9 protein-coding genes are annotated in these 12,722 nt (G+C 40.7%); 4 read left to right on the top strand and 5 right to left on the bottom strand.

Annotated features, from left to right (window positions below; all coding sequences use genetic code 11):
- Positions 1–6 precede the first annotated feature (6 nt).
- Positions 7–2,469 carry a glycoside hydrolase family 95 protein gene (locus FHT21_RS01015; RefSeq protein WP_167292947.1) on the bottom strand — a complete coding sequence of 821 codons (2,463 nt, stop codon included), beginning with the start codon at positions 2,467–2,469 and terminating at the stop codon, positions 7–9.
- A 19-nt stretch (positions 2,470–2,488) separates the two neighbouring features.
- Positions 2,489–3,364, bottom strand: coding sequence for an alpha/beta hydrolase-fold protein (locus FHT21_RS01010; protein ID WP_167292946.1), 876 nt, complete (start codon positions 3,362–3,364; stop codon positions 2,489–2,491).
- A gap of 474 nt (positions 3,365–3,838) precedes the next feature.
- Here FHT21_RS01010 and uxuA point away from each other — a divergent pair, with 474 nt between their 5' ends.
- Complete coding sequence (gene uxuA / locus FHT21_RS01005; RefSeq protein WP_167292945.1) at positions 3,839–5,023, top strand: mannonate dehydratase; 1,185 nt, start codon at positions 3,839–3,841, stop codon at positions 5,021–5,023.
- A gap of 86 nt (positions 5,024–5,109) precedes the next feature.
- Entirely contained in the window at positions 5,110–6,774 is a 1,665-nt protein-coding gene (locus FHT21_RS01000; RefSeq protein ID WP_167292944.1) for a glycoside hydrolase family 43 protein, read from the top strand.
- 191 nt (positions 6,775–6,965) lie between these two features.
- Here the strand turns inward: FHT21_RS01000 and FHT21_RS00995 are convergent, their stop codons facing one another.
- Positions 6,966–8,066, bottom strand: a complete 1,101-nt coding sequence (locus tag FHT21_RS00995; RefSeq protein WP_167292943.1) for a glycoside hydrolase family 43 protein — start codon at positions 8,064–8,066, stop codon at positions 6,966–6,968.
- Between the two features lie 426 nt (positions 8,067–8,492).
- Between FHT21_RS00995 and FHT21_RS00990 the strand changes: the two genes are divergently transcribed.
- Both FHT21_RS00990 and FHT21_RS00985 read left to right on the top strand, forming a co-directional pair.
- A complete protein-coding gene (locus tag FHT21_RS00990) occupies positions 8,493–9,350 on the top strand; it encodes a sialate O-acetylesterase (protein ID WP_167292942.1) in 858 nt (285 codons plus the stop codon).
- Between the two features lie 9 nt (positions 9,351–9,359).
- A complete protein-coding gene (locus tag FHT21_RS00985; RefSeq protein ID WP_167292941.1) occupies positions 9,360–10,733 on the top strand; it encodes a glycoside hydrolase family 43 protein in 1,374 nt (457 codons plus the stop codon).
- An 89-nt stretch (positions 10,734–10,822) separates the two neighbouring features.
- Here the strand turns inward: FHT21_RS00985 and FHT21_RS00980 are convergent, their stop codons facing one another.
- Entirely contained in the window at positions 10,823–11,254 is a 432-nt protein-coding gene (locus FHT21_RS00980; RefSeq protein WP_167292940.1) for a hypothetical protein, read from the bottom strand.
- A gap of 14 nt (positions 11,255–11,268) precedes the next feature.
- Positions 11,269–12,717 carry a RagB/SusD family nutrient uptake outer membrane protein gene (locus tag FHT21_RS00975; RefSeq protein ID WP_167292939.1) on the bottom strand — a complete coding sequence of 483 codons (1,449 nt, stop codon included), beginning with the start codon at positions 12,715–12,717 and terminating at the stop codon, positions 11,269–11,271.
- Positions 12,718–12,722: the final 5 nt, after the last annotated feature.

Raw genomic sequence — 12,722 nt, 5'->3', positions numbered from 1 at the left:
ACTATTTTATTTTTTATACAGGGTGTAGGTTTTCCCTACATCTGTTTTAATATCATACAATTGAGTTTCAGGCAAATCGATAGATCCGCCAGGCGCCAGTTTGGAAATACTCGGTTTTGGCGTTTTTTCAATCAAGAAAAAAGGATTTTGATTCTCACCAGTAGCATTTTTGGCTTCAAGTTTGGATAAATTTAATTCATTAGGCACCCTAATCCGTAAATTTCCGCCAAGACGCGATTTAATCACCAGTTTAGTGATCATACCGTCTACCCATTCCAGTTTAACAATATCAAATCCACCCTTTGCCCTTAAGCCATTAACATGTCCATTTGATTTCCATACATCGGGAAGTGCAGGCAGAAGTTGAATAGCGCCATTATCTGATTGCATAAGCATTTCTGCAATACCGGAAGTGCATCCAAAATTGCCATCAATCTGGAAAGGCGGATGCGCATCAAAAAGATTATTGTAAGTGCCCCCACCCGCTCGGTTTCCACCCACGGGCGTTAACTGGTTCTGAATAAGTTTGTAGGCATGGTTTCCATCTAATAGTCTTGCCCACCAGTTCACTTTCCATCCCATACTCCATCCTGTAGAAATATCTCCGCGCTGGATGAGTGTCTTTTTGGCCGCTAAATACAACTCTGGTGTTTGGTATGGCGATATTTGAGCAGATGGGAATAAACCATATAAATGAGATACATGCCGGTGATTATCATTTGGATCGTCGATATCATCAATCCACTCCTGCAACTGGCCATATTGCCCAACTTGCATTGGTGGGAGCTGGCTGCGCATCTTTTTCAAAGTATCAATTAAGGCTTTATCTTCACCAAGAATTTCTCCCGCACGAATAACAGTGCTAAAAACATCATATACAATTTGATTACTCATTGTTGTTCCGGCATCGAGCGAGGAGCCCTGATGCGCTGGAGGGGCATTTTCAGGAGACATATCAGGATTAATGACCAAAAACCCTCTTTTAGGATCTTTAACCAGAAAATCAACATAAAACATCGCCGCTCCTTTTAAAGTAGGGTAGGCCAATTTAAGAAATGCCCGATCTCCGCTGTAAAGATAGTGCTCCCACAAATGCTGACTGGCCCAACCTCCGCCATGGCTCCATGCGCCCCAGAATGCACCATCAACAGCACCAGTAGTTCTCCAGATGTCAGTATTGTGATGCGCCATCCATCCCCTGGCACCATACATATCGTGGGCGGTCTGCTTTCCGGTTTCTCCCATTTCCTGTACCATTTTCAAGAAAGGCTCATGCAATTCGGCCAGATTTGTTTTCTCCGCAGGCCAGTAGTTCATCTCCGCGTTAATATTAATGGTATACTTACTATCCCATGGTGGATATAATTTATTATTCCAGATGCCCTGCAGGTTAGCAGGCTGGCCACCAGGCTGAGAGCTGGAAATAAGTAGGTAGCGCCCGTATTGAAAATACAGGGCTGCAAACTGCGGATCATTAACTGAATTGAAATTCTTGAGCCTGATATCAGTAGGTACCTGTTCAAAATCTGTAGCGCCCAAGGATAAATCTACCCGATCAAAATATTTGTGATATTGTAATTGATGTGTTTTTAAAATCGTCTCAAATTTCTTCGGGAATGCATGGTTTAGCATTTCCCTAGCCTTTAATTTTTCACTCCCGCTAATATCTTTGTAATTGATAAAGTTTGTGGCAATAGATAAATAAATGCTTACCGCGCTGGCATTTTCGACAACAATTGTACGGTCAGTGCTGGAGATTTTACCACCAATGTTCTTAAATGCAGCGATCCCATTAAAACGGACAAGCCCCGGAACGCCCTCATGCGCGGTGGAGGTTCCGGTAATTTCAATTTGCCCTGGCACTTGCGTATTGATTTTCGCACTGGGCTGCAGGGAAGATAATGAGGCCGTAAAGCTTAACGCACCTGGTTTACTCGAGCGAAGCTCAATCGCAATTACCCCATCGGCCAGTGAGGCCAGAACACGCCTGGTATAAACAACGTCTTTTACCTGATAACTGGTGGTGCTTACGGCATTGCTGATGTCTAGCTCGCGATAAAAATTTGTGTAATCCTCATGCCCCGCAAAATCAAGGTGTAAATCTGCAACGGGTTGAAAAATCTGCCCTTGAGACTTTTTGCTTATGATAACTTTGTTGGAGAGCAATTCTGCCTGCTTTTGTTTACCCTGAAAAATAAGCGTTCTAATGCGGGCCAATGAATCTAATGCCAAAGGATTATCATTTCTGTTGGGGCTTCCGCTCCAAAGCGTATGCTCATTTAACTGAATAATTTCATTAACAACATTTCCGTAAACCATTGCGCCAAGCCGCCCGTTGCCAACAGGTAATGCGTTCTCCCAAATTTGGCCAGACGGAGTATTATACCATAGTTTTAATTTTGGTTTTTGCTGGGCAGCACCTGAGAAAACAACATTAATGAATAGCAGCAGGATCACAAAGTTTTTCATGGAGAAGAATAATCAGTCATTAAGGATTTAGACTATACTTTTGGAAGGAGGTCTGATCAACAGGTTTAAATAGCAACTGACTAAACAGGTACAGATCATTCTTCCATACTTTAAAATCGTGCACACCTGGTTCGACATAATAAATATGTGGAACATTTTTTTCTACCAGATATTCGTGGGTACGCTGAGAGAAATTAATCAATCTATCATTATCACCGCAAGAAATCCAAAGCAACTTAAGCATCGCTTTACCTTTGGCCGGATCTGGCAATAATTCTGCAGGTAGCTTGGTATTTGGAGCAGAAGAAAAGCCACCAACCCAGGTAAATGTATCCAAATTACCCAATCCAAAATTTAAAGACTGCCCCCCGCCCATAGATAATCCGGCAAGGGCACGATGATTCCTGTCTTTAAAAACATTATAGCTTTTTTCTACATATGGAATCAGATCCTGGATCAAATCCTTTTCAAAGTTCGCAAAGGCAGCCACTTTTTCCGGTGCCATTATATTTCCTGTAGCACGGTCATCTTTCATCGCCCTGCCGTTTGGCATCACCACCAACATGGGTTCAAGCTTTCCCGAAGCATAAAGGTTGTCGAAGATTACCTGAGGTTTCCCGCCATTAAGCCATTCCTTTTCATCTCCACCAATGCCATGGAGCAGATATAAAACCGGGTACTTCTTAGTTTTTAAATAACCCGGCGGAAAATAAATGGTGGCTTTCCGGGTTACCCCAACAGTTTTTGACGCATACTGGATCGTATCTATTTTTCCATGGGGGATGGTTTCCTGGTTAACATCAAAACCAGCAGGCGCAGTAGGAATCTGCTTTTGTGCGAAAACTGCAATTTGAATAAAAATCAGTGTTGCTAAGATGGAGATTAATCGTTTCATTTTTTTGGTTAGAGGTGATTGGCAGGAATAATTGATTACCCGCCAGAAATAAATTATTACTACAAACTTAAGTGCATCGGACCGCACGATGATGGAACCATTGATTATTTTGAGGACAAAAATGTTCAAAAATGCCTTTGAGCAGAACAAATCATCATTTATTTAAAAATCTTTAATGAACTTCGGTAATAGATACTTTTCGGAAAAGGACCTAACCAGAAGGTATTTCAAAAATAATTTACCTTAAACAGCACTAAGCTAAGAAAAAATTAAAGCTGTGCAACGTTTTTTAGCAATCGATTGCATAAAAGCCAAATTGATGCAGGTAAAATAATTTTTATAGTACCAAAACTAAAAACCAAATATGAAACATACCATTAAAGCGCTGGAAAATATTGCTGTTCAAATTAAAAAGCAGATTATAAATGTGATGATGTGCGATCAAAAGTTCCTTCAAAACAACACCGCTCTGCTATGAAAATGATCCAAACAATGCGCTGGTACGGCCCTGATGATATTGTTACACTAGCCCATATTCTGCAGGCAGGCTGTACCGGAGTGGTAACGGCTTTACATCATATCGCGGTTGGAGAAATCTGGCCAGAGAAAGAAATATTGGCTCGTAAATCACTCATTGAATCTTCTGGCCTGGTTTGGGAAGTAGTAGAAAGTTTGCCGGTACATGAAGATATAAAAAAGAGGCAGGGCGAATACCAGCTATGGATTGAAAATTATAAAACCAGTCTGAAAAATCTAGCTAACTGCGGGATTAAAGTGATTACCTACAATTTCATGCCGGTATTAGACTGGATGCGGACCGATTTAAAATTTAAAACAAACACCGGCGCACTAGCCTTAAGATTTGAGAAAACGGCATTCATTGCTTTTGATCTTTATTTGTTAAACCGACCTGGAGCAACCGCTGACTATACGCCTCAGGAATTGGAAGATGCCAAAAGCTTCTTTATTCAACTCAATGCGCAAGAGCAAAGCACTTTAATGAGCAACTGTTTGCAGGGCCTGCCGGGAAGCAAAGATCATTTTACGAAAGATCAGGTTCTTACTTTACTGGAAGGATATAAAAACATTTCTGCCGAAATACTTAGCGATAATTTAATCAGTTTTTTGCAGGAAATCACCCCAACGGCTGATCAAAACGGGCTACAGTTAGCCATTCATCCAGATGATCCCCCCTACCCGATTTTAGGTTTACCAAGAATTATGAGTACAGAAGAGCATGCACATAAAATATTACAAGCTGTGCCTGCACCGTCCAATGGAATCTGTTTTTGTAGCGGTTCTTTTGGTGCCCGGCCAGATAATGATTTAAAGGGAATAATTGAGCGCTTGGGAGACAAAATATATTTTTTACACCTAAGAAGCGTTCAACGAGAGGATAACGGCAATTTTTATGAGGCCAATCACTTGGAAGGAAATGCCGATATGAGCGTTTTGGTCACGGCGATCCTAAAACTCATGCGTATCCAGAACCGTTCCATCCCTATGCGCCCTGATCATGGGCACCAAATGCTTGATGATCTGGACAAAAGCCCCTATCCTGGCTATTCTGCCATAGGAAGACTGAAAGGACTTGCCGAACTACGTGGACTCGAATTGGGCATCAGCGAAACTTTAAAAACAGATAACTTATACCATTAAACATGTATCAATTTTTTTTGAGATAAAAGCGAAAAAAAAATTGACAAAAAAACGAGCATATTTCTTCAATAACCAAATATACAATTATGAAAAAAATCTTTTATTTATTCTTGTTATGCTTTACCTCACAAGCATTTGCACAAATAAAATTTACAAATCCAATTCTTGCTGGTTTTTATCCAGATCCAAGTATCACTAAAGTAGGTTCTGACTATTACCTGGTTAATTCTACTTTTTCTTATTTTCCGGGCATCCCTGTTTTTCACAGCAAGGATTTAAAAAACTGGAAACAGATTGGAAATGTAATTGAGCGAAATACGCAAATGACTTTTCTGGGCGATGGGACCTCGCGTGGTTTGTTTGCACCCTCCATTAATTATCATAATGGAACTTTTTATATGACTTGTACCAATATAGATAAGGGCGGAAATTTTGTTATGACCGCTAAAAATCCTGCAGGCCCATGGAGCGACCCGGTATGGCTTCGCGAAGTACGAGGAATAGATCCATCTTTATTTTTTGATCAGGATAAAGCCTATATTGTTTACAATAGTGATGCTCCAGACAATAAGCCACTTTACAGTGGCCATCGTACCATCCGCACATATGAATTCGACCCTACTACACTTAAAGTTGTTGGTACTGAACATTTGCTTGTAAATGGTGGGGTGGATATTTCAAAAAAACCAGTATGGATTGAGGGACCACACATTTTTAAACGCGAAAACTGGTATTATATATGCGCTGCTGAAGGTGGAACGAGTGTAAATCATTCACAGGTTATCCTTAGAAGTCGGTCAGCTACCGGCCCATATGTTCCTTATGAAAACAATCCAATTCTAACGCAACGCGATTTAGATCCGAACCGTGCGAATCCGATAACCTCAACCGGCCATGCAGAATTGGTTGAGGGACCTGACGGAAAAACTTACGCCATTTTCCTCGCTGTACGCCCGTACGAGGGTAATTTTTACAATACAGGACGAGAAACCTTTATCGCCCCAGTAAAATGGGCAAATGGGTGGCCAGTAATCAATCCAGATTTCAAAGAAGTACAATACGAATATCAGGCGAATTTTAAAGAAGTTAAACAAAAGGGGATCCGACCACAGAGTGGCAACTTTTCTTATCGCACCACATTTGATAAAGGCTTAGATCCCTCTCTTTTATTTTTAAGAAAAAACGACAGTTCATGGTATAATCTGGATAAGAAAAATGGATTAACGATGAAACTTAAACCCGAAACCTGCATGGAAAAAACAAATCCGGCTTTTGTGGGAAAAAGACAGCAACACATGTTCTGTTCAGCCAGTACAGCACTTCATTTCCTACCGAAATCTGAAAATGAGAAAGCGGGGTTAATGATTTTCCAGGGGGAGTTTAATTTTTACTTCATGTGCAAATCCATTAAAGAAAACAAAAACGTAATTCAGCTTTTTAAAGGCGATAAGGCTACAAGCCAAATGGCATTACTTACTGAATTGCCTCTGTTAAACTCATCAGCCGATCTTCAGCTGGAGATTGAAGCTAAAGGCGGTCTGTACGATTTTAAATACCGCGAAGGAAATGGTGACTGGCTTACTTTAAAAAAGGATGTTGATGGCAAATATTTAAGCACACAGGCGGCAGGCGGATTTATCGGCTCTCTTTTCGCGTTGTATGCTACATCATCTGGCCAACAAAGCGACAATAAAGCCAGCTTTAAATGGATTGATTATAGTGGAAAGGATAAAATCTATAACTCAAAATAACGAATGATGATCTCTGGCGCCGCCTATCATTGCAGGTTACTGTAGAAAAGTCGTCATTGCAAGGAGGAACGACGAAGCAATCTTTCATGATAGTGGTCCTACTATAAAGCTTGCCTGCCCGCAGCAGGCAGGCTTCGTCGGGTTAAAAAAACCTCCTCGCAATTGTAAAGGCTTAGTAATTTGGTAATGAACTAATTTTTATTGGGTTTTATGAGCTCAATTGTGCCATCCTTAAGGTGATTAAGTTCGGTTACTTTCACGTTTCTTAAATGTGTTTTTCCAGAGAGTTGGGTATCATGATAAAAGATGTACCACTTACCTTTGATTTCAACAATTGAATGATGCGTAGTCCAGCCCTCAACAGGGGTCATGAAAGTACCCTGATATTTAAAAGGTCCCCAAGGGCTATCCGATATTGCTGAGGCCAGAAAATGAGTGTCGCCGGTTGAATAGGTAAAATAATACTTCCCATTATATTTGTGCATCCAGGCGCCTTCAAAAAACCTGCGATCATGATCTTTTGTAAGAAGCGGTTTGCCTTGCTGATCTAAAATCACAACATCTTTAACTTTCCCATCAAAAGCTGTCATATCCTTGCTTAGTTTTACAACCTTTGCACTTAATGCAGGTTCATTTTCTTTTTCAGAATCGGTTTTAGAACCATTCGGATCATATTTTCCGTCTTTCCAACGTTGAAGCTGTCCGCCCCAGATCCCACCAAAATACATGTAGCTACTGCTGTCAGTATCGGTAAAAACCGCAGGATCAATACTAAAACTTCCATCAATTGGCGCTTTAGCTGCTTTAAATGGGCCAACCGGATCTTTAGCTGTTGCCACCCCTATCCTGAAAACATCATTTTTATCTTTCACAGGAAAATAAAGATAATACGTGCCATTTTTATAAGCCGCATCTGGTGCCCATAGCTGCCTGCCTGCCCATGGAATATCACTTACAGATAGAGCAGGCTCATGAATGGTAACTTTGCCACCTATACTGTCCATGCTAAGAATCCGGTAATCCTTCATATCAAAATGGTCACCATTATCATTTTCCTTTACACCCGATTCTATATCATGCGATGGGTAGATGTAAATTTTACCATTGAAAACATGTGCAGAAGGGTCTGCAGTATAAATTTCCTTCACCAATGGCTCAGAAAGGTAGTGTTTTTCTCCGGCCTTCGCCGTTTCATTCTCCGCTGAACGTTTGTTTTTTTCCTGGCAAGAACTTCCTAATGCAACAATTAGGGCAATTGCCAAAGCAGATTGGCTCTTAATTTTTAGATTCATTTTTATTTATTTTTGGTTAAAATTTTGCCGCTTTTTTTTGGATAAAACGGATCCGAAAACTATAGTTTAGGCAAAAGATAAAACTATATTAAAAGAAGAATTTAGTATGGAAACTTTGAATAATATGATAGCAGAAATGTTGATTATAAACTTAAAAAATCCATTTAGAACCCAATTTTTTTAGTGCTTCGTAATATAATCCGTTATTCAATTGGCTAAATCACTTTATCGCAAGGCATCAGGCTGACCTATAAATTTTACTCATATGAGCCTTTTTTATGATGAAAAATGCTACTTCAAATCTGAGGTGTTTAATACTTTAGCTCCCGGCTAAACGATAGAAGTTAAACTAATATGAAACAAAACATTATAAACAGCGTGCGATATTCGATAAAAACGATAGGCACTCATCTAAATAACACTGCTATGGAATTTATCAAACCTAAAGCCTACAGCAAACTATTGGGAATTGTCTTGTTGCTTGCATCTCTGCTGTGCAATAATGAAAAATCATATGCTCAGGACCCTAAATTATATGTTTTTCTGAGCTTCGGTCAATCTAACATGGAAGGAAATGCGCCATTCGAACCTCAGGATACAACAGTAAGCAATAGATTCAGCGTTCTTCAGGCTGTTGACTGCCCGGAGTTAGGCAGAAAAAAGGGAAATTGGTATACTGCTAAACCACCTTTGTGCCGATGCAAAACTGGCTTAACTCCAATGGACTATTTCGGACGAACCCTCCTGGATTCACTTCCCAAAGATGTGCGCATCGGAATTATTAATGTAGCAATTGGTGGTTGCAAAATTGAATTATTTGATAAAGATAATTATCAAACCTATACGGCTACTGCCCCAGAATGGATGAAGTCGGCCTTAAACGAATATGGCGGAAATCCGTACGGCCGTTTGGTAGAGTTAGCCAAGATTGCCCAGCAATCTGGAATTATAAAAGGTATTCTGATGCACCAAGGCGAATCTAATACCGGAGATCAGGAATGGCCCAAAAAAGTGAAGGCAGTTTATGGGCAGCTCATCAGGGATTTGAATTTAAATCCAGCATCTACGCCGCTCCTTGCTGGCGAGGTAGTTAATGCAGATCAGGGCGGGATATGCGCTTCGATGAATAAAATTATTGCAACCTTGCCAACAACAATTCCTAGCGCACACATCATATCATCAGCTGGCTGTACCGCTGTGGCAGATCATTTACATTTTAATGCACAAGGCTATCGCATGCTTGGCGAGCGTTATGCTAAAACGATGCTTTCCCTATTAAAATAATATCGAAAAATGCAGAAAAAAATATTTGGAATATCACTTTTCATCGGCCTACTGTCAGTATTGGCAGGTTTCGCCCAGAATCCGATCGTTCAGACCTATTATACTGCTGATCCGGCGCCAATGGTACACAATGGAACCGTTTATCTGTACACCTCTCATGATGAAGATGTTACCGTAAAAAACTTTTTCACCATGAACGATTGGCGGTGTTATTCTTCAAAGGATATGGTTAACTGGACGGATCACGGAGCTATTTTATCTTACAAAGCTTTTAACTGGTCGCGCGGTGATGCATGGGCAGGCCAATGCATATTCAGAAATGGAAAATTCTACTATTACTTACCTGTAAACCAAAAAAATGGCGGAAACGCCATTGGTGTTGCCGTATCTGACAGCCCCACAGCAGGCTTTAAAGATGCAATAGGCAAGCCATTGCTTTCAGGCTTTGGCTACATTGATCCGAGTGTTTTTATTGATGATGACGGACATGCCTACCTGTATTGGGGTAATCCCCAATTATATTATGTAAAACTTAATAAGGATATGATCTCTTATGATGAAAAAGTAGGTATTGTGAAAGTGCCGTTAACCAGGCAAGGCTTTAGTGCGCGGAAAAAAGATCCGGAAAAAAGACCATCAGAATATGAGGAAGGACCATGGTTCTTTAAACGAAAAAGTAAATATTACCTGATATATCCGGCTGGCGGCGTACCTGAACATTTAGCTTATTCTACCAGCAATGGACCAACAGGGCCTTGGATATATGGGGATACGATCATGAAAGTGATCGAAGATCGCGGCGCGTTCACCAATCATCCTGGCTACATCGATTTCAAAGGCCAGTCTTATTTATTTTATCACGACGGAAGTTTACCAGGAGGCGGAGGCTTCAAACGTTCGGTTTGTATCGAACCATTCAGTTTTAACCCTGATGGATCGATTCCCAGAATTAACCATACCCAATCAGGTGTGCTAAAAAGTGTGTCAAACTTAGATCCGTTTAGCCCTGTTGAAGCTGAAACCATCGCATGGTCAGAAGGTGTAAAAACCGATCAGGATAGCTTAACTGGGACTATTTTTGTATCCAATATTGATCATGGAGATTATATCAAAATCCGCAGCGTAGATTTTGGCAAAGGCGCAACTAAGTTCGAAGCAACTGTTGCCTCACTATCTTCAAAAGGAAATATAGAACTTCGGGCAGACAGTTTAAACGGTAAGCTGCTGGGAATCTTAGAGGTAAAATCAACCAAAAATGCTCAAAACTGGAAAGCCCAGCTTTGTAAAACAAACCAGATCACCGGCATACACGACCTGTATTTGGTATTTAAAGGTGAGGGTAACAACCTCTTTAATTTTGATTCCTGGCGTTTTATACGATAATAGTTGGTGTTTAAATACGGTTCCTTTATCAACAATTAAAGGCAATTTGAATTGCATATAAAGCCGGCAGCAATTAAGCTGCCGGCATATTACTGAAGCGTTATGGTAGAAGTTTTATAATTTGAACTCACTGGCAAAGCGCCGTTTTTAAGTGTTAATATTAACTTTTTAGCCGCATCCAAGTTAGCTGGAATTGCCGTGAGTACAATTTGAGCCGAACTGCTATGGGCTGGTATGGTAATTTTCCCTATCGTACCCAATATGGTATAATGTGTACCAGAAACAGCAGTACTAGCCGGATCTACTACGTACTCTACATTTACATCGGCATCTCTTTGTGGCCCAACTAACTGCACCAGAATGGTTACACTACCTGGGGCAGCCGAAGTTCCTTTTGCCAAGTTGGCGGTAATGGGTTTAAATTCTACCTGCGAAGGTTGATCGTATTCTACCCGGTATTTCTTGCAGCTAAAAAGAAAAAGCAGCAGTATTAAAATGGCCGGAAATTGTATTCTTTTCATATTGTTAATCATTTTTAATAACCTGGATTTTTAATAAGATTTGGATTTACGCTCAAGTCTGATTGCGGTATAGGCGCAAGGATTCTATAATCGGTATTGTAGGCAATGGGTGCAATAGAACCCAATGCGCTCGATTTGGGCACATCAAGACCTAGGCGCACCAAATCAAACCACCGGTCGCCTTCAAAAGCAAGTTCAATTCTGCGTTCTTTTAAAATTGCAGCTATCGAAACAGGTACACTGGTTAAGCCTGCCCTGATGCGGATTTTATCCAAATCGCTTTGTGCAGTTGCACCTATAGCTGTGCCTGCCCTGAAATTGGCTTCAGCCCTGATCAGGTATAGCTCAGAAACCCGTAGTAATGGAATGTTTTGTAAAAAATTAACCCCATTGGTGGGTACCCACTTACGAACATAATTAACGGTTACATTACTTTTCTTGCCGGTAGTAATTGTTCCCCTTCTTACATCGTTTGTTTCGTATAAAGCCAGCAACTCTGGCGTTGGCGTAAAATCACCGTAACCCACTTTCGGTTCGCTATTGTTATCAAAAGCTGTCTGGTCCTGGCGTTTACCGTAATCGGCCGGAAACTGGGCATAGTACGACTGCAAAGATTCATTACCATTCGATTGCTCTGAAGTGATTACAATATTGAATATGGCTTCTGGATTATTGTCGGCATAAAAGCTCGAAGTATAAGCTGGCCCCGTCACAAAAGTAGAGCCTGCCGTGGCAATTGCCTTATCAGCATAAGTTGCAGATTCGGTATATTTACCCCAATACAAATAAACTTTCGATAAAATGGCCTGAGCCACAGTTTTGGTTACATAACGGTTTCCTGCCGAGTTATCGAGCAGGCTTTCTGCTGCCAGAAGATCGGTTTCAACCTGTTTATAAACTTCTTCAACTGTGTTTCTGGCCGGAAAAACTACATCTGCCAGTGTTGCCGTAGGTTTTAAAACCAACGGTACCCCTTGGTTAAATCCGTTAACAATAAATTGGGGGTTATAACCGTAAAGTTTTACCAGATCCCAATAAAACAAGGCCCGGAGACCATAAGCCTGACCTAAAATTTTATTCTTGTCTGCCTGACTTCCAGCGACATTGCCCACTGCCTGAATCACCAAATTTGCCTGGTTGATACCCGAGGTGTATAACCCCCAAAGACTCATGTGCGCACCCGGTGCATTAATAGAATTAGTGATCAAGCGATTGGAATTAAGCCCCGGAATCGGATAAATGTTATCGGCCATGATATCCGGATTAATCTTAAACGACTGTCCATAATAACCAGTTCCCCTTAGGTTACTGTAAACAGTATTAAGCAAACTGCTTACACCAGTTATATTGGTTAGTGCCTGTGATGAGGCTATGGAATCTTTCGGGCTAGTTTCGAGTGTTTTTTTACAACCCGAAAGCCCCAAAAGTATTAAGAAGATAAATATATATGTGTATTTTTTCATTTTGA

The sequence above is a fragment of the Pedobacter sp. SG908 genome, from assembly GCF_011759615.1.
In the GTDB taxonomy this organism is placed as follows: Bacteria; Bacteroidota; Bacteroidia; order Sphingobacteriales; family Sphingobacteriaceae; genus Pedobacter; species Pedobacter riviphilus.
Note: the sequence above shows the minus strand (reverse complement) of the source record. Positions and strands in the feature narration are given on the sequence as shown.

What these genes read in the sequence shown, in the direction of transcription:
- FHT21_RS01010 (WP_167292946.1), bottom strand. Translation starts at nt 3,364, where the DNA reads ATGAAACGATTAATCTCCATCTTAGCAACACTGATTTTTATTCAAATT.
- FHT21_RS00995 (WP_167292943.1), bottom strand. Translation starts at nt 8,066, where the DNA reads ATGAATCTAAAAATTAAGAGCCAATCTGCTTTGGCAATTGCCCTAATT.
- FHT21_RS01015 (WP_167292947.1), bottom strand. Translation starts at nt 2,469, where the DNA reads ATGAAAAACTTTGTGATCCTGCTGCTATTCATTAATGTTGTTTTCTCA.
- FHT21_RS00990 (WP_167292942.1), top strand. Translation starts at nt 8,493, where the DNA reads ATGGAATTTATCAAACCTAAAGCCTACAGCAAACTATTGGGAATTGTC.
- FHT21_RS01000 (WP_167292944.1), top strand. Translation starts at nt 5,110, where the DNA reads ATGAAAAAAATCTTTTATTTATTCTTGTTATGCTTTACCTCACAAGCA.
- FHT21_RS00975 (WP_167292939.1), bottom strand. Translation starts at nt 12,717, where the DNA reads ATGAAAAAATACACATATATATTTATCTTCTTAATACTTTTGGGGCTT.
- FHT21_RS00985 (WP_167292941.1), top strand. Translation starts at nt 9,360, where the DNA reads ATGCAGAAAAAAATATTTGGAATATCACTTTTCATCGGCCTACTGTCA.
- FHT21_RS00980 (WP_167292940.1), bottom strand. Translation starts at nt 11,254, where the DNA reads ATGAAAAGAATACAATTTCCGGCCATTTTAATACTGCTGCTTTTTCTT.
- uxuA (WP_167292945.1), top strand. Translation starts at nt 3,839, where the DNA reads ATGAAAATGATCCAAACAATGCGCTGGTACGGCCCTGATGATATTGTT.